The organism is Amycolatopsis azurea DSM 43854 (genome assembly GCF_001995215.1).
In the GTDB taxonomy this organism is placed as follows: Bacteria; Actinomycetota; Actinomycetes; order Mycobacteriales; family Pseudonocardiaceae; genus Amycolatopsis; species Amycolatopsis azurea.
Map to the genome: position 1 here is coordinate 30517 of NZ_MUXN01000026.1, position 23411 is coordinate 53927.

General features: G+C 66.9%; 24 protein-coding genes and 1 pseudogene. 14 read left to right on the forward strand and 11 right to left on the reverse strand.

Going from position 1 to position 23411, the window contains the following annotated elements:
- Nucleotides 1-10 precede the first annotated feature (10 nt).
- Complete coding sequence (locus B0293_RS34105) at nucleotides 11-811, forward strand: phosphate ABC transporter ATP-binding protein (RefSeq protein WP_407640114.1); 801 nt, start codon at nucleotides 11-13, stop codon at nucleotides 809-811.
- Nucleotides 808-2355: a substrate-binding domain-containing protein gene (locus tag B0293_RS34110; protein WP_005162355.1), complete on the forward strand. Its 1548-nt coding sequence runs from the start codon at nucleotides 808-810 to the stop codon at nucleotides 2353-2355. Before B0293_RS34105 ends, B0293_RS34110 begins: the two co-directional genes overlap by 4 nt.
- An 84-nt stretch (nucleotides 2356-2439) precedes the next feature.
- On the opposite strand, the gene B0293_RS34115 is transcribed toward B0293_RS34110, so the two are convergent.
- Nucleotides 2440-3699, reverse strand: coding sequence for an HNH endonuclease signature motif containing protein (locus tag B0293_RS34115; RefSeq protein ID WP_039919107.1), 1260 nt, complete (start codon nucleotides 3697-3699; stop codon nucleotides 2440-2442).
- Nucleotides 3700-3982: 283 nt separating this feature from the next.
- Between B0293_RS34115 and B0293_RS34120 the strand changes: the two genes are divergently transcribed.
- Complete coding sequence (locus B0293_RS34120; RefSeq protein ID WP_005162359.1) at nucleotides 3983-4306, forward strand: hypothetical protein; 324 nt, start codon at nucleotides 3983-3985, stop codon at nucleotides 4304-4306.
- Between the two features lie 25 nt (nucleotides 4307-4331).
- Here the strand turns inward: B0293_RS34120 and B0293_RS34125 are convergent, their stop codons facing one another.
- Nucleotides 4332-5243 (reverse strand): NADP-dependent oxidoreductase, encoded by a 912-nt coding sequence (locus B0293_RS34125; RefSeq protein ID WP_005162361.1) that lies wholly within the window; start codon nucleotides 5241-5243, stop codon nucleotides 4332-4334.
- A 101-nt stretch (nucleotides 5244-5344) separates the two neighbouring features.
- Here B0293_RS34125 and B0293_RS34130 point away from each other — a divergent pair, with 101 nt between their 5' ends.
- Nucleotides 5345-5806, forward strand: coding sequence for a GNAT family N-acetyltransferase (locus tag B0293_RS34130; RefSeq protein WP_039919074.1), 462 nt, complete (start codon nucleotides 5345-5347; stop codon nucleotides 5804-5806).
- On the opposite strand, the gene B0293_RS34135 is transcribed toward B0293_RS34130, so the two are convergent.
- The gene (locus B0293_RS34135; protein ID WP_005162371.1) at nucleotides 5784-6737 is read right to left on the reverse strand and encodes a helix-turn-helix transcriptional regulator; all 954 of its coding nucleotides are present in this window, start codon (nucleotides 6735-6737) and stop codon (nucleotides 5784-5786) included. The genes B0293_RS34130 and B0293_RS34135 overlap by 23 nt on opposite strands.
- Before the next feature lie 63 nt (nucleotides 6738-6800).
- Between B0293_RS34135 and B0293_RS34140 the strand changes: the two genes are divergently transcribed.
- The 3 genes from B0293_RS34140 to B0293_RS34150 all read left to right on the forward strand — a co-directional run bounded on the left by B0293_RS34140 (nucleotide 6801) and on the right by B0293_RS34150 (nucleotide 9389).
- Nucleotides 6801-7931, forward strand: coding sequence for an epoxide hydrolase family protein (locus tag B0293_RS34140; protein WP_005162379.1), 1131 nt, complete (start codon nucleotides 6801-6803; stop codon nucleotides 7929-7931).
- Nucleotides 7931-9016, forward strand: coding sequence for a winged helix DNA-binding domain-containing protein (locus tag B0293_RS34145; RefSeq protein WP_005162380.1), 1086 nt, complete (start codon nucleotides 7931-7933; stop codon nucleotides 9014-9016). Before B0293_RS34140 ends, B0293_RS34145 begins: the two co-directional genes overlap by 1 nt.
- Nucleotides 9017-9092: 76 nt before the next feature.
- The gene (locus tag B0293_RS34150; protein ID WP_005162381.1) at nucleotides 9093-9389 is read left to right on the forward strand and encodes a hypothetical protein; all 297 of its coding nucleotides are present in this window, start codon (nucleotides 9093-9095) and stop codon (nucleotides 9387-9389) included.
- A 35-nt stretch (nucleotides 9390-9424) separates the two neighbouring features.
- Here the strand turns inward: B0293_RS34150 and B0293_RS34155 are convergent, their stop codons facing one another.
- The gene (locus B0293_RS34155) at nucleotides 9425-10195 is read right to left on the reverse strand and encodes an FHA domain-containing protein (protein WP_005162382.1); all 771 of its coding nucleotides are present in this window, start codon (nucleotides 10193-10195) and stop codon (nucleotides 9425-9427) included.
- A 126-nt stretch (nucleotides 10196-10321) separates the two neighbouring features.
- Between B0293_RS34155 and B0293_RS34160 the strand changes: the two genes are divergently transcribed.
- Nucleotides 10322-10693, forward strand: coding sequence for a PH domain-containing protein (locus B0293_RS34160; protein ID WP_005162383.1), 372 nt, complete (start codon nucleotides 10322-10324; stop codon nucleotides 10691-10693).
- A gap of 961 nt (nucleotides 10694-11654) precedes the next feature.
- Here B0293_RS34160 and B0293_RS43305 read toward each other — a convergent pair.
- On the reverse strand, nucleotides 11655-11837 hold the full coding sequence (locus tag B0293_RS43305) for a hypothetical protein (protein WP_125681322.1): 183 nt from the start codon (nucleotides 11835-11837) through the stop codon (nucleotides 11655-11657).
- A gap of 63 nt (nucleotides 11838-11900) precedes the next feature.
- On the opposite strand from B0293_RS43305, the gene B0293_RS43310 reads away from it, so the two are divergent.
- Nucleotides 11901-13388, forward strand: a complete 1488-nt coding sequence (locus B0293_RS43310) for a hypothetical protein (RefSeq protein WP_143254703.1) — start codon at nucleotides 11901-11903, stop codon at nucleotides 13386-13388.
- Nucleotides 13389-13410: 22 nt separating this feature from the next.
- Here the strand turns inward: B0293_RS43310 and B0293_RS34165 are convergent, their stop codons facing one another.
- Both B0293_RS34165 and B0293_RS34170 read right to left on the reverse strand, forming a co-directional pair.
- Complete coding sequence (locus B0293_RS34165) at nucleotides 13411-13881, reverse strand: NUDIX hydrolase (protein WP_039919075.1); 471 nt, start codon at nucleotides 13879-13881, stop codon at nucleotides 13411-13413.
- Nucleotides 13882-13891: 10 nt separating this feature from the next.
- Nucleotides 13892-14635, reverse strand: a complete 744-nt coding sequence (locus B0293_RS34170) for a DUF5919 domain-containing protein (RefSeq protein WP_005162385.1) — start codon at nucleotides 14633-14635, stop codon at nucleotides 13892-13894.
- 119 nt (nucleotides 14636-14754) lie between these two features.
- Here B0293_RS34170 and B0293_RS44740 point away from each other — a divergent pair, with 119 nt between their 5' ends.
- The gene (locus tag B0293_RS44740; RefSeq protein ID WP_143254704.1) at nucleotides 14755-15006 is read left to right on the forward strand and encodes an AMED_5909 family protein; all 252 of its coding nucleotides are present in this window, start codon (nucleotides 14755-14757) and stop codon (nucleotides 15004-15006) included.
- Between the two features lie 44 nt (nucleotides 15007-15050).
- Here B0293_RS44740 and lpdA read toward each other — a convergent pair whose 3' ends face one another.
- From lpdA to pip, 4 genes and pseudogenes are all read right to left on the reverse strand, one after another.
- Nucleotides 15051-16436 carry a dihydrolipoyl dehydrogenase gene (lpdA, locus tag B0293_RS34175; RefSeq protein WP_039919076.1) on the reverse strand — a complete coding sequence of 462 codons (1386 nt, stop codon included), beginning with the start codon at nucleotides 16434-16436 and terminating at the stop codon, nucleotides 15051-15053.
- A 47-nt stretch (nucleotides 16437-16483) separates the two neighbouring features.
- The gene (locus B0293_RS34180; protein ID WP_005162389.1) at nucleotides 16484-17254 is read right to left on the reverse strand and encodes a lysophospholipid acyltransferase family protein; all 771 of its coding nucleotides are present in this window, start codon (nucleotides 17252-17254) and stop codon (nucleotides 16484-16486) included.
- Nucleotides 17255-17317: 63 nt separating this feature from the next.
- Nucleotides 17318-17725, reverse strand: a complete 408-nt coding sequence (locus tag B0293_RS44985; protein ID WP_425331830.1) for a nitroreductase family deazaflavin-dependent oxidoreductase — start codon at nucleotides 17723-17725, stop codon at nucleotides 17318-17320.
- 63 nt (nucleotides 17726-17788) lie between these two features.
- Nucleotides 17789-18727 (reverse strand): annotated as a pseudogene (gene pip, locus B0293_RS34185) (prolyl aminopeptidase); the annotation flags it as partial.
- 38 nt (nucleotides 18728-18765) lie between these two features.
- On the opposite strand from pip, the gene B0293_RS34190 reads away from it, so the two are divergent.
- The 4 genes from B0293_RS34190 (at nucleotide 18766) to B0293_RS34205 (ending at nucleotide 23403) form a co-directional block, all read left to right on the forward strand.
- Complete coding sequence (locus B0293_RS34190; RefSeq protein ID WP_039919077.1) at nucleotides 18766-19806, forward strand: LacI family DNA-binding transcriptional regulator; 1041 nt, start codon at nucleotides 18766-18768, stop codon at nucleotides 19804-19806.
- A 78-nt stretch (nucleotides 19807-19884) separates the two neighbouring features.
- The gene (locus B0293_RS34195; RefSeq protein ID WP_005162404.1) at nucleotides 19885-21036 is read left to right on the forward strand and encodes a dihydrodipicolinate synthase family protein; all 1152 of its coding nucleotides are present in this window, start codon (nucleotides 19885-19887) and stop codon (nucleotides 21034-21036) included.
- Nucleotides 21036-21842, forward strand: a complete 807-nt coding sequence (locus tag B0293_RS34200) for a sugar phosphate isomerase/epimerase family protein (protein WP_005162405.1) — start codon at nucleotides 21036-21038, stop codon at nucleotides 21840-21842. Before B0293_RS34195 ends, B0293_RS34200 begins: the two co-directional genes overlap by 1 nt.
- A 76-nt stretch (nucleotides 21843-21918) precedes the next feature.
- Nucleotides 21919-23403: an apolipoprotein N-acyltransferase gene (locus B0293_RS34205; RefSeq protein ID WP_005162406.1), complete on the forward strand. Its 1485-nt coding sequence runs from the start codon at nucleotides 21919-21921 to the stop codon at nucleotides 23401-23403.
- Nucleotides 23404-23411: the final 8 nt, after the last annotated feature.

Here is a 23411-nt window from a genome sequence, read left to right on the forward strand (position 1 = left end):
GGCGCGCCCGCTGGTCGAACTGACCGGTGGTCCGCCGCCCGGCGCGGCGGAGCTCGAATCCCGGGAGATCGGCGCCTGGTTCGGTGACCGCCTGGTGCTCGAAGGGGTTTCGCTGCGGATGCCCGCCAAGGAGGTGACCGCGCTCATCGGCCCGTCCGGCTGCGGCAAGTCGACCTTCCTGCGCATCCTCAACCGCATGCACGAACTGGTGCCGTCGGCGTCGCTGACCGGCGAGGTCCTGTTGGACGGCAAGGACATCTACGCCGACGGGACCCGTCCGCAGCAGGTCCGACTGCGCATCGGCATGGTGTTCCAGAAGCCGAACCCGTTCCCGGCGATGTCCATCCGCGACAACGTCCTGGCCGGGCTCAAGCTCGCCGGCGTCAAATGCGGCGACAAGGACGCGCTCGTCGAGCAGAGCCTGGAACGGGCCGGGCTGTGGCGCGAGGTCCGGGACCGGCTGAGCTCCCCCGGCGGCGCGCTGTCCGGCGGGCAGCAGCAGCGGCTCTGCATCGCGCGCTCGCTCGCCGTGCAACCGAACGTGCTGCTGATGGACGAGCCCTGCTCCGCGCTCGACCCGACGTCGACCCGGCGGATCGAGCAGACCATCGCCGAGATCGGGCACGAGGTGACGGTCGTGATCGTCACGCACAACATGCAGCAGGCCCAACGGGTTTCGGACCACTGCGCGTTCTTCCTCGCGGCCGAGAACGAACCCGGCCGGGTGATCGAGCACGGTCCGACGGACACCATCTTCAACGCGCCGTCGGACGAGCGCACCCACGACTACGTGAACGGGCGATTCGGATGATCCGGAGACTGGCCGCGCTGGGCGGGGTCACGGTGCTGCTGTCGCTGGTCTCCGTGGCCACCGCGCCCGGGGCGGCGGCGCTCACCCCGGTCACCGGCTCCGGGTCCAGCTATGTCGGCCCGGCGATGAACGACTGGCAGAACGGCGCGAAGTCGCGCGGTATCCCGATCAACTACTCGGCCAACAGCTCACCCGCCGGGGTCAACCAGTTCGGCGACCGGACGGTCGACTTCGCCGGGACCGAGGCCGAGGTGTCCTCGATCATCGCGGCGGGCGGCGGTGGGCTCTCCGCGCAGAACCGCGGCTACCAGTACGTCCCGGACGTCGCCGGCGCGATCGCGCTGATGTACAACGTCAAGGACCAGGCCGGCAATCGCGTCGACTACCTGCACCTCAGCCGGGAGGCGATCGGCCGGATCTTCAGCCGGGACATCACCCGCTGGAGCGACCCGGCCATCACCGCGACCAACGGCGGGAAGTCCCTGCCGGATCAGCCCATCACCCTGGTCGGCCGGACCAGCCAATCGGGCACGACGGCGTTGTTCTACGACTTCATCGCGCACGCCGCGCCCGACGCCTACAACCGGTTCGTGGCCCGCAACATCGGCAACGGCATGGGAAACCTGCCCGCGGGCGTCCGCCCCATCCAGCTCCCCGGGCAGGGCCCGGACGCCGAGTGGTACCGGCTGCTCGCGGACTCGGACCAGATCGCGACCGCCGTGAAGAACGCGACCATCCCGTTCTCCATCGGCTACGACGAGTTCGCCTACGCCCAACGGCACAACGTGCCGACGGCGTGGGTGCAGAACGGCGCAGGCCAGTACACGCAGCCCTACGCGGAGAACATCGCGGCGGCGTTGAAGCACGCGGAACTGCGGCCGGACCTGAGCCAGAAACTGGACCGGGTCTACACGAACACCGATCCGAAGTCGTACCCGATCTCGGCGTACTCGTACGTCATGATGCCGTGCACCAGCGGCCGCGACACCTGCCGCGGCGGCTACGGCGACCCCGGCAAGACCGAGACGATCACCTCTTTCCTGGAACATGTCGCCTGCGACGGCCAGATCAACATGGCCCGGATCGGCTATTCGCCACTGCCGCCGAACCTGTCGCAGGAGATCATGAACTCCAACTCGCGGCTCACCGGGCAACCGCCGAAGCAGCTGAACGCGGACAACTGCGGCAACCCGACCTTCCGCGGCAGCCTCGGCGCCGGCGCGGTCAGCCCGCCCGACCCGCTGGTGACCGGCGGGATCATCAACCCGGACGGGAAACCCAAGGCCGGTCCGGGCGCCGCGGGTCCCAGCGCCTCCTCGGGGCCCAGCGCGGGTCCGGTCAGCGACAAGACCGCGACCGCGACGGCGGGCCCCGACGAGGAATCCGCGGGCGGCGGCTCGAAGAACTGGCGGGAGGCCTCACCGGCGTCGTACGACGAAGGCGGGTTCGGCGGCTTCGGGGGCTGGGCGGCGCTGGTGTTGTTCGTGGCGATCGTGGCGCCGTTGGTGGTGCGCGGGGTGGTGAGGAAGCTGCGGGGTTCTTGAGGCTCGAGACGCGGAGCCGCCGTTCGAAGGCATGGTGAGGGGCCCGTCGCCGGTGTGGCTGGCGGGCTCCTCGGGTCATGCGGGTTAGGCGGGGGCGCGGTGGAGGGTGTTGCGCCGGGTTCGTCGTAACGGGTCCAGGTACTGGGGTGGGATGAACTCCGGTAACCCATCGGCGGCCATCCGGACTTGCCAGTCGCCATGGTGGATCAGACGGTGATGGAAACCGCACAGCAGCACCAGGTTCCGGAGATCGGTCGGGCCGCCGTCCGCCCAGTGATCAATATGATGAGCGTGACAGTTCCTCGGTCTTCGATGACAGCCTGGGAACGCACAGCCCCGGTCCCGGATGTTGAGGGCTCGGCGTTGTCCTGGGGTGACGAACCGTCTCAACCGTCCCACATCCAGCGGCTCCCCGGCCGCGTTCATGACCACGGGGAGCATCAGGCAGTCGCACGCGGCCATCCGTGCGTCGCGAGCGGTCATTTCGCCGACAAAGTCGAGGCAGGCTTTCCCGATCCCGGATTTCAGCTCTTCAAGGCCGATGGTCACGTGCACGAGGGTCCGGTAGCCGCTGGTCCCGGGCTGGTCCGGGCACGCGATCGCGAGATCCAGCAGTTCGGCCCAAGCATCGCCCATACGCTCGCATTTCATGCGCAGATCAGCCTGACCGAACTCGTCGACAGGCCGTGGCTTCGCGTACGCCTCCAGAGCGGCGGCGGTACGGGCCCCGGTTTCGTCGTCGAGGAGGCCGGTGAGCTTCCAGAAGCCGTCCTTGCGGCGCTCGATGGTGACCTCGCGGCGTGGCTGCTTCGGCTCAGGCTCCTTCGGCTCGTTCCCGTCCGGATCGAGCCACGCGAGCAGATTCGCCTCTGCCTCCGCCAACTGCCGGGGCCCGGCATCCCGGGCCAGGTTGCCGAGGATCTTCTCCGCACTCTCCCGATCCTCCGCCGACGTGTCAGCCGGGATCTTCGCGAGAATCTCCAGGATCTGGGTGATCCGCTCACTCCCGACCAATCCCTCCGCCTCCACCGCGGCAGTGGCGGGTGCGACCGCCGGAACCTCACTCCCGTCCAAAGCGCGCGTCGGGTTCAACGCGATCGCCCGCTTCACCACCGGACCGGCCTCACCACGAGAAAGGCCCGCCACATCGGCAAACCACGCAGCCGTCGAGCCATACCCGAACAAGTCTTTCGCGCCCCGAGACTCGACCTCCGCCAAATACCGCCCCAAACCAGCGGAGGCCACCCGCATCACCTGCAAGAACTGCCGCACGCCATGGGCAAGCTCCAGCTTGCCGGCGCGCCACAACTCCTGCGGGAGTTCAGGGAGGAAGGTCTCGGGCACCTCTCCATAATACGCCCGGAAATCGAACACGTGTTCGTAATTTTAAGCAACAACGGGAGTCGCATATTTCCTACTAGTGGGTGATAATGCCTCAGCGGCGACGTAACACTGCGCACGGATCGAACGAGTTCTTCCCGGCCATGTACCCGGCAAAGCCCAAACGCTGGCCTTGGATTCTCGGCGCCGTCGTCGCCATAGCCGCGCTCTCGACGACCTTGATCCTCGTCCTGCTCGGCAACGAAAAGCCCGAGACCGCACCACGCGCACGACCCCGCCCGCCTACGTGGCGCCGACGACGACCAGCCTGCCGCCGCTCACGCCCGGCGATTTCACCCTGGAGCCGAAGACACATTCCAAACAATGTTTCGGTTCCGCCGGATGCGTCTGGGTCGGCGAACCCGCCGTGTCCTACAAAGGCACCCCGGAAACCATGCTGAGCCACGGAATGTGCTCGATGACCTACGAAATCACCGGGGACAAGTCCGGTACGGTCACCGAAACACTCACTTTTGTCGGGACCAGCGTGACAATGCACCGTTCCGTCCTCTCGACGCCGTCCTCGAAGACCAAAGTGACCATCAAGATCGTCAGCGTTTCCTGCCCCTGACCGGAGCAGGAAACGCCGCCGCCCCCTAGGAGAAGGTCAGCACGACCTTTCCCCGCCCGTGCCCGGTCTCGATCTCCCGATGCGCCGCCGCGGCCTCCTCGAACGGGTAAGTCCGCCGCACCAGGAATCGCAGCTCTCCCTTGGCGTACAACGACGCCAGCATCCGCAGCCGCTCGGCCGACCGCGTTCCGGTGACCACTCGCGCCCCCAGCTCAGGAGCCCGCGCGTGGTCGACCAGGGTGAGCACACGGTCCGGATCGCCGACCAGCTCGAGTGAAAGGTCGAAGGCGACCCCGCCCGCCCCGTCCAATGCCGCGTCGATTCCCGACGGTGCGAGGGCACGCACCCGGTCGGCGAGACCGTCGCCGTAGACCACCGCCTCGGCACCGAGGGAACGGACGTAGTCCTGGTTCGCCTCGCTCGCCGTCCCGATCACCCGCGCGCCACGCAGCACGGCGAGCTGGACGGCGGCCGTGCCCACGGCGCCCGCCGCCCCGTGGACCAGCAGCGTCTCGCCGCGGGCGACCCGCAGCGCGTCCAGCGCCAGGTACGCCGTCTGCGTCCCGGCCGTGAAACCGCCCGCGACCTCCCAGGGCATCTCCGGCGGCTTCGGCGTGACGTTCTCCGCGGGCACCACGATGTACTCGGCGTACGCCTGGACGGCGGTGAAGCCGAGCACCTCGGCCCCCGCGACGAGGCCGGTAACCCCGGAACCGACCTCGTCGACGACCCCGGCGAACTCGTTCCCCGGGACACGCGGCCAACGCAGCTCGAGCCCCGCGGGTTCCCATCCGGCCCGCACGGCCGCGTCGTACGGCTGCACCCCCGCCGCCTTCACCCGCACCCGGACCTCCCCCGCCCCGGCGTGCGGCTCCTCCAGCTCCAGCACCCGGAGCACCTCCGGGCCACCGGCTTCCGTGAACGCGGCCGCTTTCATCTCGTTCCTCCAGTTCGTTTCCCCGGCTGTCGGAACCCAGCCTGATATCTTCAGTTAACTGGAGGTCAAGAAGTGTCGGTGTGACGTTCTAAGCTGCCGACGTGACGAGCTACCGCATCTCCAGGGCAAGCGCCTCCGACGCCGACAGAGTGACAGCGCTGGTGCAAGCATCGGCCGCCTATCAAGGGGAGTACGCGTCGATTCTCGAGGACTACCGGGTCACCGAGGACTACCTCGCCACCCATCCCGCGTTCGTCGCGCACGCGCAGCGGGACGTGGTCGGTTTCTACAGCCTGATCGAGTACCCGGCCGAGCTGGACCTGTTGTTCGTCGCCGATTCGGCCCAGGGCACGGGCATCGGCGCGTGGCTGGTCGAGCACATGCTCGGGCAGGCCGCGGACCTCGGCATGGCCGAGGTCCGCGTCGTCTCCCATCCGCCCGCCACCGGGTTCTACGAGCGGATGGGCGCACGCCGTGCCGGTGTCGTGCCGCCCAGCCCGCCGAAGATCACCTGGGAGCGCCCGGAGCTGGTCTTCGACGTCAAGCGTCCACCGCGCGGCTGAACCGGCCGATCAGTTTGCGCAGGTGACCGGCGAACTCCGGTGAATCGACGATGTCGAAGTCGGCGTCGAGCAGGCCGAGGTAGAGCGCCAAGTACTCCAGCGTGTCCGCACCGGCTTTGAGCAGGCAGGTCCGCTCGTCGACGGCTTCGACGACGACGGCGGGCGGGACCTTGGCCGCCGCTTCGGCCGCCGGAGCGTGCAGCCGGATCGTCGCGTGGTGCCGCCACAGCGCCGAGCCCACCCCACGCTGCAAGTAGGCGACGACACCGCCTTCGGGTGGTTCGCGTTGCTCGAAGCGCCGCCCGTTGGGGGTCCGCGGGCGCACCCGATCCGCCCGGAACGTGCGCCAGTCCTGCTTGTCGACGTCCCAGCCGACGAGGTACCACCGGCGGCTCATGTGCACGACGCGATGTGGCTCGACCTGCCGACGCGTCTCGGATCCGTTGTGCCCCAAGTAATCGAACCGCAGGGTCTCGCGATCGCGGCAGGCGCCGGCGAGGACCGCGAGCACCTCGGAGTCGACGGTGGGGCCGCCGCCCTGCACGGCGAGCGTCGCGGAATTCAGCGCCTCGACGCGATGCCGCAGCCGCGACGGCAGCACCTGCTCCAGTTTCGCCAGTGCGCGCACCGAGGTCTCTTCGATCCCGGCGATCGTGCCGCCCGCGGCCGTCCGCAGGCCCATCGCCACCGCGACGGCTTCTTCGTCGTCGAGCAGCAGTGGCGGCATGGCTGCGCCAGCACCCAGGGAGTACCCGCCGGACACGCCGGGTGTGGCGTCGACCGGGTAGCCCAGGCCACGGAGCCGCTCGACGTCGTTCCGGATGGTCCTGGTCGTGACGTCGAGCCTCTCCGCCAGTTCCGGGCCCGTCCAGGTGCGCCTGGCCTGCATGAGCGACAGGAGTCGCAGCAGTCTCGCCGAAGTTTCCGCCATGGATTCCACCTTGCCCGCAATCGCGGAACGAAACTTTCCGCAATGGCTTCTAGCTTAGCTCCCATGAACGAAATCGAGAGCTTCCGCATCGCCGTCGACCAGGCCGAACTCGACGACCTCAAGGACCGCCTGAGCCGGACCCGCTGGCCGCGCGAGGTCATCGGCGACTGGAGCCGCGGCGTCCCGGTCGCGTACCTCAACGGACTGGCCGAGTACTGGGCCGACGGCTTCGACTGGCGCGCCCAAGAGGCGGAGCTGAACGAGTTTCCGCAGTTCACCACCGAGATCGACGGCCAGACCATCCACTTCCTGCACGTCCGTTCCGCCCGGCCGGACGCGCTGCCGCTGCTCCTCACGCACGGCTGGCCGAGTTCGCCGTTCGAGTTCCGGCAGGTCATCGGCCTGCTGACCGACGGGTTCCACCTCGTCATCCCGTCCCTGCCCGGTTACGGCCTCTCGACCCCGGTGAGTGGGCCCGGCTGGGGCAACCTGTTCCGCGTCGCCCAGGCATGGACGACGCTGATGGACCGCCTCGGCTACGAGCGTTTCGGCGTCCACGGCACGGATGCCGGTGCCGGCGTCGCGGGCATCCTGGGGATGATCGCCCCGCATCGCGTGGCCGGCGTGCACCTCACCGGCACGAGCGCCGGCACGCCGTTCGGGCCCGCCGTCGAGCTGGACGGTCTTTCCGGAAAGGACCGCGAACGCGGCGAGCGCTTCAACCGGTTCCAGTCCGACGGCCTCGGCTACCTGCATCTTCAGGCGACCCGGCCGCAGACACTGGCCTACTCGCTGAACGACTCACCGACCGGCCAGCTCGCGTGGATCGTGGAAAAGTTCGCCGAATGGACCAACCCCGCCAAGGAGCTGCCCGAGGACGCCGTCGATCGTGATCACCTGCTGACCGCGGTCAGCCTGTTCTGGTTCACCGGCGCGGGCGCGTCCTCGGCGCACGCGGTGTACGAGGGCATGGAGGCTTATCGGCAGATGTCACAAGGTGGCTGGGACGGCGAAGCACCCGCCGGACCGCCGCGCGGCATCGCCGTCTTCGCCGGGGACACCACGATCCGAAGTCTCCAGGACGGCCCGGTGGATCACTGGGCCGAATACGATGCCGGTGGCCATTTCCCGGCGATGGAGGTCCCTGCGCTTCTGGCCGAAGACCTCCACACCTTCTTCCGCGAGGTTCACTGATGACGACGGAAATCCTGAGTCCGCGCGCGCTCAACCGCGCGACCCTGGCCCGGCAGCTCCTGCTGGAACGTGCCGATCTGCCCGCCGTCACCGCGATCGCGCGGCTGGCAGGCCTCCAGGCGCAGGCACCCGACTCGTCCTACGTCGGCTTGTGGTCGCGGTTGCGGGACTTCGAGGTGGACGAGCTGGCTAAACCGCTGGCCGCCCGCGAGGTCGTCCGGTCGACACTGATGCGGGGAACGGTGCACCTGGTGACGGCCGAGGACGGCCTCGCTCTGTGGCCGACCATCAAACCGGTGGTCGAACGCGGTTTCCTCGGCCATTACTCGCGGGAGGTCGCCGGTCTCGATCTCGCCGCGATCGCGGAGGCAGGACGAGACCTGCTGACGCGAGGACACCGCACTCGCGCCGAAATCCGGGCCGGGCTGGCGGACCGGTGGCCGGACGCCGACCCGACCACCCTCGCCTACGCGGTCAACAGCCTGCTCCCGCTCGCGCACGTGACGCCGCGAGGGCTGTGGGGCCGGTCGGGACCGGTGGCGTTCTCCCTGCTCGACGAATGGGTCGGCGCACCGATCACGGACGGGATCACCCTGGACGACCTGGTGTCGCGCTACCTCGCGGCGTTCGGCCCGGCGACCGTCCGCGACGCCCAGGTCTGGTCGGGGCTCACCAAGCTCAAGGAGGTCTTCGAACGACTTCGGCCGCGACTGCGCACTTTCGCCGACGCCGCCGGGAAGGAGCTGTTCGACCTCCCCGACGCGCCGCGTCCCGACCCGGAAACCCCGGCACCGCCCCGGTTCCTGCCCGAATACGACAACGTCCTGCTCTCGCACGCCGACCGCGTGCGCGTGATCCCGGACGGTCGTCGCGTGCCCTTGCCACCCGGCCCCGGGGGCCGAAAGGGCACCCTGCTGGTCGACGGTGAATTCCTGGCCATTTGGGCGATCGAAGGGGCGACCTTGACGATCGAGTCCCGGAAACCCCTGCGGGATCAGGATTCGATCACCGAAGAGGGACTTCGGCTCATGGAATTCGTAATGCCGGGACAACGGCACGACATCCGTTTCGGCATCGGCGGATAACAGTCCGGCCTTTTGCCGTAACGAAGGGCGCCGTTCGGGCGAAGCAGGCCGCAGGAGCCTGAAGGGAGAGCGGGCCATGAGCAAGAACTATGGATTCCTGACGGTGGTGGCCGGGCTGAGCGCGCTCGCGGTCATCGCGGTGACGGCGGTCTGGCGGTACCCGAACACCTCGGACGTCACGGCGGTGATCACCGCGGCGGGAACGGTGATCGGCACCGTGGTGGGCGCCTTCTTCGGTGTGAACGCGGCCTCGGCGGGACGGGTGAAAGCCGAGGAAAGCCGGGACCAGGCGACGGCGGCGCTGGTGAAAGTGGCCACCAAGGCCGACGAGGACAGCGAGGTCGCGAAGGCGGCGATGGAAGGCGTGCGCTGACCGTCCTCTGTGGACGCTGTAGCCGCGGCGGACGTTCAGCCGAGCGCGTCGAGCAGGCCGAGGTCGGGCGGGACGAGCGTGGTGGAGAGCACCAGCTCTCGCAACAGGTTGTCGTTCAACGCGTTGCCGACCGGTTCGCCGACCTCCTCGCGCCGCAGGCCGTAGACCCCGCCGGCGGACAACCGCGCCCGGACGTCGATGACGACGTGCTCGACGCGGCGGCTGGTCCACGTCTCGCCGGGGCGGAGTTCGCCGAGCACCTCGGCCGTCTGCTGACGGGACAGCGGCTGCGGGTTGAGGTCGTGCAGGAGGTAGCGCTGGCCGAAGACGACCAGGACCAGGCGCTCGTCCGCGCTGAGGCGCCAGCGGCGGGGCGGCACCGTGACGTCGTCGTGCCGGGTGGCGGGCTGCCCGCCGTCGGCACCGGCGACGTACAACTCGAGCAGGTGCTCCCTCCTGCCGGAACCGCGGACGAACAACGGGGTGTAACCATCCGAGAGGGGGATCGACTCCTCGCCGCGGGACAGCCAGCGGGAGTTCGGCAGGCGGATGGGCAACTGGCCGGTGTTGCTGACCCACCACTGTCCGCCGGTGAAGTTCAGCAGCCCGTGCCTGCGGCTGACCTGTAGGTCGTTCTCCCCCACACAGACGTCGACCTGCGGCCGGTTGCGCCCGAAGGAGATCTCGCCGCCCTCGCCCGGGTCGAGGGAGACGCCGCCCGCGAGCGTGAGGGCGAACACCGCGCCGGGGGCCGACGCGGGCACGCCGAGCGCCAGGCTTTCGTGCGCCGTCGTAAGCCGCTTCATCGAGCCTCCTCCTGTCCCACGGCAGTATGCGGCACGCCGCCGGGGAGGGGTCCCGGACGTCGTCACTCTCCGTACACTTCGCCTGCTCCACGGCCGGACGTCGCTTTCGTCCGTACCTTGGAGAGCATGATTGACTTCTCCAAGGACACCGTCTTCAAGCTCTCGCCCTGCAAGCCGAAGGACATCGCCCCCACGGTGCAGCCGATCATCATTCCGGGGGAAGAGATCATCTCGTCGTTCAAGGCGGTGCGCGACTTCGTGGTGTTCACGAACAAGCGGCTGATCGCGGTGAACGTCCAGGGCATGACCGGCAAGAAGAAGGACTTCACCTCGCTGCCCTACAACCGGATCCAGGCCTTCTCGATCGAGACCGCGGGCACCTTCGACCTGGATGCCGAGCTGGATCTCTGGTTCAGCGGCCTGGGGAACGTACGGCTGGAGTTCCGAGGCTCGGACATCCGGGCGATCGGCCAACTCATCGCCACCCACACGCTTTAGCTCCTCCCGTCGACTTACTTGCGCGCTTTGGGGCGCTGCGGGCGGGCTTGGGTCGGGGTGGTCGTGAGTGGTAAGTCGCGTTCTGACGGACTCGTATTTACCTACCCACTGGTGCGGCTGGCGATCGAGTGCGGAGGATTCGGGACATTGAACGTCCGGAATCTTCCCCCGTCATGTCGTCAGCCACCGGTCGTGACCGGCACGATCTTGGTCAACGGAGGATCGGGGACGTTGAGTGTCCCAGATCCTCCGTTGATCAAGATCCGGGACCGCGGCCCCCGCTCGACCAGCCACTCACCGCCCCTGTTCCTCGGGCTGAAGGGAGGCAAGGTGCCGGGTTGATGTGGCCGACGAGGCGCGAAGTGTCGCTCAGAGTGAGGGGTGTGTGGAAATAGGGACATTCAACGTCCCTATTCCCACACACCCCTTCGCGACCGGGGCCGGTCACGAGGGACTGTGTGGATTTCTGGTCATCTAACGCACCAAAATCCACACAGTCGACGCCAAGGGCCCAGCGTCGCGCAGAGCCACTGACCCGGCCGCCCTGTCGTGTGGGTCGTGAGTGGTAAGTGACGTTCTAACGTCACTTACCACTCACGACCAACCGCACCGACCACCTACATGTTGATCTTATGGTTCCGGGGTTTTGCTGACCTCGGGATGATCGCTTCTTTTGACCCCTGGCCTGCGCGGATAGAGCTGGACACTTCTCGCGTGTTCTCACCCCTACCCGACGTCTGACGGCCTGGAGACGGCCTAGCACTCGCCCACTCCTCCCCCATCTCCCCGATACGAAGCCATCCACGCGGCCGTCGCGTCGGGTCAAGGCACGCTTTCCCGCCTTGACGCGTCGTGACGGCCGTTGTGACGATCTGGCATCGGGGCGATGGCTCCGCGTAACAGCCGTTGGTCCGTCTGCGACATCGGTGGCACGAATGTCTCAGCGAGGAGGCCGACGTGCTCATTGGCGTACCTGCGCGCCGCTGGCGGCGGCTGCACCTGTCCACGGCTTCAGCGGGCGCACCGCCCGGCCGGTGGGCGGAGCGGAGCGGCAGCCCGCCGTGTCGGGCAAGGTGCGCCCGCAGGCGAGACGCGGACGCAAGGTGACCAGCGCGCCGCCGACGGCGGCGCGCCTTGATCCCATAGAGCCAAGTTCGGCAAGAAATTGCCACAAGCAGACAAATTCGAAGCATGAAAGCGGTATCAGGTGGCTGGCATTGACCCAAATCAACATGTCCTCAAGCAGCTCATCTTTCCAGCGCGCTATGAGGCACTTGTGGAAAGACTCGGACCCGAGGTTGTAAGCCTCCTGGTTACACCAGAAGAGAAAACTAAAAACACATTAGAAGACGCAGCATATGCCGTCCTAGCACGTGGTGAAGGCGCGTTATTACCACTATATGCAGCGTCAGGAACTGGCAAGACGACACTTGCCAATAATCTTTCATATTTTTTACCAAAAGCCTTTTCTCCAACAGTTGTGCATGAGGGTCTCGTAACAACTGATGAACTAAGAGAATCGACAAGGCGTGCCATTGGCGCACTACCTGCGAGCGATGACCGCATCGTGCCAATCAACATCGACCACCGAGAAGGAAATCCACCCTCCGGAGCGGAGATCGCCGAGATGAAGCGGTTTCTAAGAACAACCGGAGTGGGCTCGCGGTCAATTATTCTTTGGCCGGACACCTCCGCAGAAATATCAAAGCAAACCTCAATGGCCTACGAGGACATTGCCGGATCTGCACCTGTTTCGATACCTATCGAGGTACAGGGACCCGTTCGGCAAACCTGGCAAGACGTGGCAGCCAATACGTTGCGCCTAGCAAATGAGATCGAGTCGCTGGAGGGCCTCGGAGTAGACCCCCGCGACTATGATCCAGACGATTTCAGGTCGATCGGTGACTTCCTTCGCAGGATAGCGGGCGATTTCACCCGAATGAAGTTGGAGTTATTGAGATCAGTTCAAAAGCAGCTTCGCCTAGCAATAGTTTGGGTTAGCAAAAGTAGTGATGCGGGCGTGCTAGTTCAATTGACGAGCAGCACAAGATTCGGACTACTAGACGCGACAGCGCTACTGGACGCCACAAAGAATAGCGTAATTGGCAAGTGGTGGACAGCCAGACGAAGTTTATTGACTCAAGTAATCGTCCAGCTAGATGCCCGCCTATTTTGCCTTCCGCCAACAGCATCAATTACCGTCCTGCGACGCCACGGCCCAGAAGATGTAGTTTCTGCTCTCAGCGATCTCAATATAAGGCCAACCGGAGATCAGACGGTCCACAGGAACCTGACCAGGACGGACTTTGGCAGGTTTCTCACCGGAAACTCCAGAGCCACCTATGAAACCAGAGGAACTCCTAGCAACACTTCGGTCGCAGCATTCGAACTGCTTTCAGAAGTAGGTTTCACCACAGGAAGAGACAAGGTCTACAACGCGGCCATGGCAGACGCCCTAACGTCATTCTATGCAATTCAAAAGGGACCGCTACCGACTGTCAATTCCGAGCAGAAGCTTTCTTTCTGTCCCTTAATACCAGATAACTCGGTAGAATACGAGAATGAAGTCATATGCATTGAGTACACTTGGCGGACAGGGGACTTTCTTACACCCTCAAACAGATCAGCAATAGCCCAGTACTGCCTAACCAAGCTGCAAAATTACAGTCGAGAGCTTGGCTGGACCAACGAATAGGGGCGATTCATACAGAAACTCTCTACGTAAAATAGACCGGCAAGCTATCACTAAGAGCATGTTCTATGCGCAACATTATGGAAGGGTGAATAGTAAGTGATTTAAGATTTTCGATAGGCACCCAAAGCGCCTCCTTGCTTTCGGCGCTCGTCCGCAAATCTCCTTGAAGCCATGAAGCACGGAAGCAAATGGAGAACTCCTGCCGCACCTCGCCATCGTCATAGGCGATGACGTGGTTGGGGTTCGAGTAGAGCCCGATCACCCCAGTCACCTCGCACTCAATCCCGGTCTCTTCGCGTACCTCCCGCACGGCGGCCTGCGACAGCGTCTCGCCGAGTTCGAGCTGTCCACCAGGGATCGAGTAGAGGTCGTTGTCGGTCCGCCGGATCATGAGAATCCGGCCTTCGTCGTCCTGGATGAACGCGGACACCGCGACCGCGATGCTGTTCGCCTTGGGGGCGTTCGGGTCGTTGTAGTAGTCGACGCGTGCCATGGGTGGCCTCCTAGAAGGTGGCGGGCTTGGCGAGGTTCCAGACGGCTTCGAAGCTCTCCGAGTAGGTCTCGAAGAGGTCCCCGGCGGATAGCCGGCGGAGGTGCAGGGACGGGGCGTGGGCTCCCTGGAAGCCGTAGACGTGCGTGTTGATGATCATTTCGTCGTCGAAGCGGAAGATCGAGTTGTAGAGCGTGGTGTTGTGGAAGCGCATTTCCACCCCGTCTACCCCGATCAGCGGCCGGTAGAACGCCAGCGCGTTGCGGATACGCGCCGCAAGCGTCCCGTCGCCTAGCTGCTCCTCGTCCCCGCGCAGAGCGACGCTCTCCCCTTCGGGATCTCCGAAAATCAGCCGAATCTTGGCCCCGGCCTGGGCTTTTGCCGTCAGGTCCTTGATGAACCGCGGGCGCTCCACCAGGAACAGCGCAGCGTGGACCAGCACCTCGACGGTGTCCGACGCCTCCTTGATCAGCCGGTCCCACAGTTCGACGGGGATGGCGTTGCGGTGCGGGAACACGCGCACGACCTCGGCGGCGGCCGTCTCGGCCTTGCGCTCCGGGGCCACTGAGTCCGGCCACAGGTAGGTCTCGGACTCGCGCGCCATCGCGGCGATCTTGTGCCGGTGCTTAGGGTACGGCGTCCGCCCTTTGGTGATCCACCGTTCCACGGTCTTCTGATCGACCCCGGTGGCGTCGGCGACCTGCTTCGGCGTGAGGCCGTTGCGCAGCAGGGCGTCCCGCAGGCGTTCGTTCGGCATCCGCCCTCCAGGGACTAGCAGGACGTCTTCGACCGTACCAAGGACGTCCCTAGATGTCCTGCCGTGCGGTGATCACGTCCCCGCTGTCTGGCGGAGAGTGAAGCAACGGGAGGTGATCTATGGAGAACGAACCGCAAACCCTCCGCGACGCACACTCCGTCGCAACAGCGCGGCGTCCTCGGCCGGGAGCGGAAGTATCAGAGTGGCTGAGGTTTCACCAAGCCAACGCACGCATGTACCGCGAAGTGTCCGAGGTGGACCGATGGCACCACCACGAACTCAAGTATTGGGTGGGCTTCGAGGAACGCAAGGCTGAGGAACTGGCTGCGCGGATGCGATCCGTGCCGGCTGGGGTCGTGAGTGGTAAGTGACGTTCTAACGACACTTACCACTCACGACCAACCGCACCGACCACCTACATGTTGATCATGTGTCCAGCGAGGCCGTGAACGGCTTCCTTGACTGCCTCGCCCAGTGTCGGGTGAGCGTGCACGTTCCGCGAGATTTCGTGCACCGTCAGGTCCCACTGCTGCGCCAACGTCAGCTCGGGCAGCAGTTCGGTCACCTCAGGCCCGATCAGGTGCGCCCCAAGCAACTCGCCATGCGTAGCGTCGCTCAGGATCTTCACGAAACCGACGGCCTCGCCGAGGCCGTGCGCCTTTCCGTTGGCGCTGAAGGGGAACTTCGCCACCTGGACGTCGAAGCCCTTTTCGCGGGCCTGTTCTTCGGTCCAGCCGAAGCTGGCGATCTGCGGCTGGCAGTAGGTGGCGCGCGGGATCATGACGAAGTCGAGTTCCATGGTCTCGGCGCCCGCGATGGTCTCGGCGGCGACGACGCCCATGGACTCCGACGCGTGCGCGAGCATCAGTTTCGCGGTGACGTCGCCGATGGCGAAGATGTGCGGGACGTTGGTGCGGCCGCGCGAGTCGATGGCGATGGCGCCGCGGTCGGTGAGTTCCACGCCGGTCTTGTCCAGGCCGTAGCCTTCCACCCGCGGCTGGAAACCGATGGCCTGCAACACCTTGTCCGCTTCCAGGACCCGGGACTCGCCGTTCTTCGACACGGTCACCAGCACGCGGTCGCCGGTGTCGTCGATGGTCTCGACCTTGGTCGAGGTCAGCACCTCGATGCCGAGTTTCCGGTAGCGGCGCGCGAGTTCGGCGGAGACCTCGGCGTCTTCGAGCGGGACCATCCGGTCGAGGTATTCGACGATGGTCACCTGCACGCCGTAGTTGTGCAGCACGTAGGCGAATTCGACGCCGATCGCGCCCGCGCCGGCGATGACGATGCTCTCCGGCAGTTCGCTTTCCATGATCTGCTGTTCGTAGGTGACGACGCGGTCGCTGCGGGTGGTGCCCGGCAGCAGGCGCGCGGTGGCACCGGTGGCGATCACGCAGTTGTCGAAGGTGATCCGCTCACCGTTGACCTCGATGGTGTTCGCGTCGAGGAACGTGCCGTGCCCGTCGTATTCGGTGATCTTGTTCTTCTTCATCAGGAAGTGCACGCCCTTGACGCGACCGTCGGCGACCTTGCGGCTGCGGTCGAAGGCGGCCTGGTAGTCGAAGGTGACCTGACCTTCGACCTGGATCCCGAACGACTTGGCCTCTTTGGTCACGATGTGCGCGAGTTCGGCGTTGCGCAGCAGCGCCTTCGACGGGATACAGCCGACGTTGAGGCACACCCCGCCCCAGTATTTCTCCTCGACGACCGCCGCGCTCAGCCCCAGTTGCGACGCCCGGATCGCCGCCACGTACCCGCCGACCCCGGCCCCCAACACAACGACGTCATAGTGTGCGCTCATACCCCGAAACCTACCCCTCGCCGGGACCGTCCGAAGGGTGAGACTGCCTACTCGGGGCGGCAGCCGCGGATCTCGATCAGCAGGTCGGTCACCGCGGTCATGATCCGCTTCGTGGCTTCCTCCAGCACCTCGCGCGACGGCGAGGAAGTCACGAGGTCCGAGAGATCCACCGGCGGCCCCGCGACCAGGTTCACCGTCTTGCGCGGGAACGCGCGCGGCAGCACGGCGTCCGACGGCAGCAGGTGGTGCGTGCCCCAGTTCGCCAGCGGGATCACCGGGACGCCGGTCTCCAGCGCGATCCGCGCGATCCCGGTCTTGCCGCGCATGGGCCACCCGTCCGGGTGATCGCTGAAGGTCGCTTCCGGGAAGATGACGACGCATTCACCCTCACGGACGGCGCTGACGGCGTCGCGGTACGCGTCCGACGCGGTGGCCGCTCCCCGGTACACCGGGATGTGCTTGCCCGAGCGCATCACCGAGCCGACGACCGGCGCGGTCCAGAGACTCGCCTTCGCCAGGTAGCGCGGCACGCGCCCGTGCGCGAGGCAGTACGCCGTCACCGTCGTCGGATCGGCGAACGAGAGATGGTTCGACGCGACCAGGAAGCCGCCCGTCGACGGCAGGTGCTCGCCGCCGCGCACCCGGAACCGGGTGAACAGCACCAGGAACGGCCACACGACGTTGATCGCGAGGCTGAACCAGGCGCCCCGGCCGGCGCGGGCGAAGCGCCGGCCGAAGGCGATCATCTGGCGGAACGTCAGCAAGTCACCCGAAGCGGGGCTCAGCGCGGTCCAGCGTTCACGGGGTCTCAGCACCATGAGCGTAATTCGTAGCCGAACCCGCCCCGGTTCGGCTGGATCCCCGCGCGAACGCGGCGCGGATCACACGCGTTCGAGGACCACCACGGGGATCTCGCGGTCGGTCTTCTTCGCGTACTCGTTGTAGTCCGGCCAGACCGCGGCGAGCTTCTCCCACAGCTTCGCGCGGTCCGCGCCCTCGAGGGTCCGGGCCCGCGCGGTGAACTTGTCCGCCTTGACCTGGGCCTTGACCTCGGGGTTGGCCTGGAGGTTCTTGTACCAGCCCGGGTCCTCCGGCGCCCCGCCCTTCGAGGCCACGATCACCGGGTTGTCCTCGTCGTCGAACTGGTAGATCAGCGCGAACTTGCGGTCCTCGCCGGTCTTGCGGCCCTTGGTGGTGAGGATCAGGCAAGGCGCGCCCTTCTCCCAGTCGTGGCCCACCTCGCCGTCGGTCTCTTCGTAGCGACGGACGTGCTCGTCACCGAAAAGCATGTCTGCGTTCCTCTCGTCCCTGAATACTGCGGCGCCCTGCCAGTCTGACGCGAATCGGTCGGTCGCGCTGATCAACTCGTGCAGGATGCCCGGCTCGTCGAACGCGTGACCGGCGTCGCCGACCATCACCAGTTCCGCGGTCGGCAGCACCTGGCTGAGTTCCCACGCGGTGATGGCCGGGGTGACCACGTCGTAGCGTCCTTGGACCAGAACACACGGGACGTCCCGGAGCTTCCCGGAGTCACGGAGCAGCTGGTCCTCGGCCAGCCAGCCGCCGTGCCGGAAGTAGTGGTTCTCGATCCTCGCGATCGCGAGGGCGAATTCGGGGTCGCTGAACGCGTCGATCACTTCGTCCCGCGGGCGCAGTTTGACCGTTTCCCCCTCCCAGCGGCTCCACGCGATCGCGGCGGGTCCGTGCACGGCGGGATCGGGATGGCTGAGCAGTTCGTGATAGACCTCGATCAGGTTGTCCTGACGCCGCGAAAACGGCACCGGCGCCAGAAACCGCGACCACGCCTCGGGGAACAGGAACGCCGCTCCCCCGCCGTAGAGCCATTGCAGTTCCTTGACCCGCAACGTGGCCACCCCGCGCAGCACGAGTTCCGTGACGCGCCCGGGATGCGTTTCCGCGTAGGTCAGCCCCAGCACACTCCCCCACGAGCCGCCGAAGACCATCCAGTGTTCGATGTCCAGATGCTCGCGCAACCGCTCGATGTCGGCGACGAGGTGCCACGTCGTGTTGACCGAAAGATCCGCCTCCGGGGTGGCGCAGTTCGGCGTGCTGCGTCCGCAGCCGCGCTGGTCGAAAAGAACGATCCGGTACCGCTCCGGATCGAACAGTCTCCGATGTCTCGGGCTCGAACCACCTCCGGGGCCACCGTGCAGGAAGATCACCGGTTTGCCCTCGGGATCGCCGCATTCCTCCCAATAGATCTCATTGCCGTCACCGACGGGCAACATCCCTTGGACGTAAGGTTCGATTTCCGGGTAAAGGCCGAGCATGTCCGCCACTATGCCCCAAACGCCAGCTTGGAGGATCGATGAAGGCCCGCCCCCACGTGACGCTGGAAGATGTGGCGCGCACCGCGGACGTGTCGCTCGCGACCGCGTCCCGCGTACTCAACGGCACCGCCACCGTCCGGGGAGATCTCCGCGAACGAGTGATCGCCGCGGCGGCCGACCTGTCCTATACCCCCAATGCTCACGCTCAGGCGTTGGCCGGTGGCTCACAGGCATGCGTCGGAGTGATCTGTCACGACGTCGGCGACCCGTATTTCGCCGCGATCGCCGGCGGCGTGATGCGCGTGGCGAGTGAAAACGATCTTCTGGTGATGCTCGCGAGCACTTTCCGCGATCCGGCGAAGGAGGTCGCGTACGTCTCGACGCTGCGCGCCCAGCGCGCGTCGGCCATTCTGCTGATCGGTTCCGCGTTCGAAGACAAATCGTGGGAAAAGGCGATGGCCGCCGAACTCGAGCCGTACCGGCGCGGCGGCGGGCACGTCGCCGCGGTCAGCAGGCATCGCGGGCTCAAAGTGGACACCGTCCAGCCCGACAACCGGGGCGGCGGCGCCGAGCTGGCGAAGGCGCTGCTGGGCCTCGGGCACAAGAGGTTCGCCGTCCTCGCCGGGCCGAAGAGTCTCACCACCGTCGTCGACCGTCTCGACGGTTTCGCCGCGGAACTGCTGGAGCACCGCGTCGGACTGGCCGAGGACGACGTCGTCGAGGCGGCGTTCACCCGCGACGGCGGCTACGAGGCGATGGAGAAAGTCCTCGCCCGGCCGCGCAAGGACTGGCCCACGTGCGTGTTCGCGGTGACCGACGTGATGGCGATCGGCGCGATGGCGGCACTGCGCGACGCGGGTGTCTCGATCCCCGGCGAGATGTCGATCGCCGGTTTCGACGACATCCCGGTAGTGCGCGATCTCACGCCGTCGCTGAGCACGGTCGCGCTCCCGCTGGAGAAGCTGGGCGAACGGGCCATGGACCTGGCACTCAAGGCCTCCCCCGGAACCCGGCCGCGCGTGGTGCGCATGTCCGGCGAGGTGGTCCTGCGCTCCAGCACCGCTTCCCCCGCCCGCTGAAACCCTTGTGCGGCGCCTGCGGCGTGACTTAACGTGGTCTGAGAAAGCGCTTTCTCACACCCGCGCCACGGAGACCCGATGACCTTGATCGCCCTGCCCACCGCCGACGGCGGACTGGTGGAGTGGACGCCGCGAGGGGCGGAAACGCCCGCGAAACCGGCGTCGCCGCCGACCTCCCGGATCGCCTACGCGGCCGCGCACGTGGTCGCCGACCCGTTCGCCGCCGCAGACCCCGAAGAGGGCGCGGTCCTGGACTGGGACACGACGCTCGCCTTCCGCGAACACCTGTGGTCCTGCGGGCTCGGCGTGGCCGAGGCGATGGACACCGCGCAGCGCGGCATGGGCCTGGACTGGGGCACCACCCAGGACCTCATCCGGCGCACCGGCGCGCTCGCCGCCGGACGGCCGTGGGTGGCGGGCGTCGGCACCGACCAGCTCCCCGGCGGAAGTGCGACGCCTGAGTCCATTGTGGACGCCTGGCGTGAACAGCTGGACCTGGTCGGCGAGGCCGGGGCCGTCCCGGTCGTGATGGCCAGCCGGGCGCTGGCCGCGTCGGCGTCCGGACCCGCGGATTACCATGCCGCGTACGGGAAACTGCTGTCCGGAGCGGACCGTCCGGTCCTGCTGCACTGGCTGGGCGAGCAGTTCGACCCGGCCCTGGCGGGATACTGGGGCCACGCCGACGTCCGTGAAGCCGCCAAGGAACTCGGCAGGCTCTGCGCCGAACACGCCGGCGTGATCGCGGGCGTCAAGGTCTCCGTGCTCGACGCGTCGATCGAGACCGAATTCCGCCGCGCGCTGCCCGAAGGCGTCAAGTGCTACACCGGCGACGACTTCAACTACCCGGAACTGATCGCCGGGGACGAACAGGGCCACAGCGAGGCACTTCTGGGCATCTTCGACGCCGTCGCGCAGGTCGCGGGCGCCGCACTCGCCCGGCTCGACGAAGGCGACAAGGCGGGCTTCCACGATCTGCTGGACCCGACGGTGGCCCTGAGCAGGGCGATCTTCCGCGCGCCCACCAGGAACTACAAGACCGGCGTCGTGTTCCTCGCCTATCTCAACGGGCACCAGAACCACTTCCGGATGGTCGCGGGTCGCGAGTCGGCCCGGTCCATCACGCATCTGGCCGAACTGCTCCGGCTGGCGGACGCCGCCGGGGCACTCGCCGACCCGGACCTCGCCGTCGCGAGGATGCGTCCGCTGCTGGCCGCGGCGGGGGTGGCGTGATGGACCGGTTGAGCCTGAACCAGATCACCACCAAGGCGTGGTCGCTGCCGGAGGCCGTGGCGGGCTGCGCCGAGGCCGGGGTCCGCTGGATCGGCCTGTGGCGCGACAAGGTCGCCGAGACCGGCGTCGCGGAGACGGCCCGGCTGCTCAAGGAGTACGACGTCGGCGTGTCGTCGTTGTGCCGTGGCGGTTTCTTCACCGGGATCACCCCGGAAGGGTCCCCTGTGGACGGTGTCGCGCAGACCCGGGAGGCCATCGACGAAGCGGCCGCGCTGGGCGCGGACGTCCTCGTCCTGGTCGTCGGCGGGGTGAACGGCGATCTCACGTCGTCGCGGCAGCGGGTCGCGGACGCGGTCGGCGAGCTGGCCCCGTACGCCGGTGAACGCGGCGTACGGCTCGGCCTGGAACCCTTGCATCCCATGCAGTGCGCCGAACGGTCGGTGCTGTCCACAGTGGATCAGGCGCTGGCCGTGGCGCTGGAGCATCCGGCCGAGCAGGTCGGCGTGATCGTCGACGAGTTCCACGTGTGGTGGGATCCGCGGATCGAGGAGTCGATCGCCGCGTCGGCCGGGCGGATCGCCGGTTTCCATGTGTGCGACCAGAAGGTGCCGCTGACCGACACGCTGCTGGGCCGGGCGCTGCCCGGTGACGGCCCGATCGACCACCGGCGGCTGAAGGCGTGTGTCGAGGCCGCCGGGTACACCGGGCCGATCGAGGTCGAGGTGTTCGACGCCGACCTCTGGCGCCGTCCCGGCGGCGAGGTCCTCGCGGAGACCATCGTGGCGTACCGGGATCACGTCGCCTGAGAACCTTACGAAAGTAAGGGGCGGCGCTGCCCTAGGTCGGATGTCCGAAGGGCCGTGGTTTCCTAGCGTTCGCGGTATGAAACCACGGCTCCTCTGGTGGCTGGGCACGGCGCTGCTCCTGCTCGCCGTCCACACCGATTGGAACGTCCCTCTCGCCGCCTGGGTGTTCCCGATCTTCCTGCTCCGCTACGCCCGGCAGGTCCCCGTCCGGCGCGCGATCCGGATGGTGGGCCTGTCCCTGCTGATCGGGCAGGTGTTCTGGCTCGGGGTCACCGGTCTGCTGTTCGTGCTCTCCGGTCTGCTCGCCTTCGTCCTGCTCGCGGTGTTGCAGACGACGGCGTTCCTGGCCGACCGTCTGTGCGCCGATCGCGCCGGGCCGTTGCGGACGCTGGTGTTCCCGGTGACGCTGGTCGCGGGCGAGTACCTCTTCACCTTGATCACCGGCTTCGGTGACTTCGGCGCGCTCGGCAGCACCCAGTCCGGGAATCTGCCGCTGCTCCAAACGGCGTCGGTGACCGGCGTCTACGGCCTCACCTTCGTCCTCGCGTGGTTCGCCTCGGTGGTGAACACCGGTTGGGCGGAAGGATGGCCGAAGGTCAGGCGCACGGCGCTCGTCCATGCCTGCGTGCTCGGCCTGGTGTTCATCGCCGGCGGCGCGCGACTGCTGTTCGACGCTCCGACGACGGAGACCGTCCGGATCGCGGGAATCAGTCCTTCGGCGAGCGCGGACAAGGCGAGTTCCGACGCGCTGGAGCGGATCGGCGTCAAGTACTGGCGTGCCCAGGAGGTCAGCGCGGCCGATCCCGCCGCGGTCGGCGCCGCGTTCGCTCCGGTCACCGAGGATCTCGTGACCAGGACACGACAGCAGGCGGACGCGGGGGCGAAGATCGTCGTCTGGCCGGAAACGCATGCCCGCGTGCTGGAACGCGATCAGGACGCGCTGCTGAAGCGGGTCGGCGCCGAGGCGAAGCAAGCGGGCATCCACGTAGAACTCGCCTACGCGCTCTACACCTCGCAGACTCCCTACATCCGCAACCTGGCCGTGCTCGTCACGCCGGCCGGCGAAGTGGCGTGGACCTACGACAAAACGCATCCGACGCCGATGGAACCGATGACTCCGGGCCCCGGCACGGTCCCCACCGCGGATTCGGCGCACGGACGGCTCGCGACGGTCATCTGCTACGACGCGGATTTCCCCGGGTTGATGCGCCAGGCCGCGGACAAGGAGACCGCGCTGATGCTCGTCCCCGCCAACGACTGGCCGGGATTCGGCTCACTGCACGCGGAAAAGGCGACGTTCCGCGCGGTGGAAAACGGTTACTCCCTCTTCCGGCACTCCACCCACGGAAATTCCACAGCCGTGGACGGTCAGGGCCGGATTCTCGGGCACGCCGATTACTTCCGCACCGATCAGCAGACACTCGTCGCGGATCTTCCGGTGCAGCCGAGAACACAGACCGTGTACGGCCGTGTCGGCGACGTGTTCGCCTGGCTGTGCCTGGCCGTCGCCGCCATCTGTCCTTTGTGGACATACCGGCGCGGGCACACAGGGAAACGTTAGCGCCCCGT

What these genes read in the sequence shown, in the direction of transcription:
- B0293_RS34110 (WP_005162355.1), top strand. Translation starts at nt 808, where the DNA reads ATGATCCGGAGACTGGCCGCGCTGGGCGGGGTCACGGTGCTGCTGTCG.
- B0293_RS34125 (WP_005162361.1), bottom strand. Translation starts at nt 5,243, where the DNA reads ATGAAAGCGGCCGCGTTCACGGAAGCCGGTGGCCCGGAGGTGCTCCGG.
- B0293_RS34135 (WP_005162371.1), bottom strand. Translation starts at nt 6,737, where the DNA reads ATGGCGGAAACTTCGGCGAGACTGCTGCGACTCCTGTCGCTCATGCAG.
- B0293_RS34140 (WP_005162379.1), top strand. Translation starts at nt 6,801, where the DNA reads ATGAACGAAATCGAGAGCTTCCGCATCGCCGTCGACCAGGCCGAACTC.
- B0293_RS34145 (WP_005162380.1), top strand. Translation starts at nt 7,931, where the DNA reads ATGACGACGGAAATCCTGAGTCCGCGCGCGCTCAACCGCGCGACCCTG.
- B0293_RS34150 (WP_005162381.1), top strand. Translation starts at nt 9,093, where the DNA reads ATGAGCAAGAACTATGGATTCCTGACGGTGGTGGCCGGGCTGAGCGCG.
- B0293_RS34155 (WP_005162382.1), bottom strand. Translation starts at nt 10,195, where the DNA reads ATGAAGCGGCTTACGACGGCGCACGAAAGCCTGGCGCTCGGCGTGCCC.
- B0293_RS34160 (WP_005162383.1), top strand. Translation starts at nt 10,322, where the DNA reads ATGATTGACTTCTCCAAGGACACCGTCTTCAAGCTCTCGCCCTGCAAG.
- B0293_RS43305 (WP_125681322.1), bottom strand. Translation starts at nt 11,837, where the DNA reads ATGGGATCAAGGCGCGCCGCCGTCGGCGGCGCGCTGGTCACCTTGCGT.
- B0293_RS34165 (WP_039919075.1), bottom strand. Translation starts at nt 13,881, where the DNA reads ATGGCACGCGTCGACTACTACAACGACCCGAACGCCCCCAAGGCGAAC.
- B0293_RS34170 (WP_005162385.1), bottom strand. Translation starts at nt 14,635, where the DNA reads ATGCCGAACGAACGCCTGCGGGACGCCCTGCTGCGCAACGGCCTCACG.
- B0293_RS44740 (WP_143254704.1), top strand. Translation starts at nt 14,755, where the DNA reads ATGGAGAACGAACCGCAAACCCTCCGCGACGCACACTCCGTCGCAACA.
- lpdA (WP_039919076.1), bottom strand. Translation starts at nt 16,436, where the DNA reads ATGAGCGCACACTATGACGTCGTTGTGTTGGGGGCCGGGGTCGGCGGG.
- B0293_RS34180 (WP_005162389.1), bottom strand. Translation starts at nt 17,254, where the DNA reads ATGGTGCTGAGACCCCGTGAACGCTGGACCGCGCTGAGCCCCGCTTCG.
- B0293_RS44985 (WP_425331830.1), bottom strand. Translation starts at nt 17,725, where the DNA reads ATGCTTTTCGGTGACGAGCACGTCCGTCGCTACGAAGAGACCGACGGC.
- B0293_RS34190 (WP_039919077.1), top strand. Translation starts at nt 18,766, where the DNA reads ATGAAGGCCCGCCCCCACGTGACGCTGGAAGATGTGGCGCGCACCGCG.
- B0293_RS34195 (WP_005162404.1), top strand. Translation starts at nt 19,885, where the DNA reads ATGACCTTGATCGCCCTGCCCACCGCCGACGGCGGACTGGTGGAGTGG.
- B0293_RS34200 (WP_005162405.1), top strand. Translation starts at nt 21,036, where the DNA reads ATGGACCGGTTGAGCCTGAACCAGATCACCACCAAGGCGTGGTCGCTG.
- B0293_RS34205 (WP_005162406.1), top strand. Translation starts at nt 21,919, where the DNA reads ATGAAACCACGGCTCCTCTGGTGGCTGGGCACGGCGCTGCTCCTGCTC.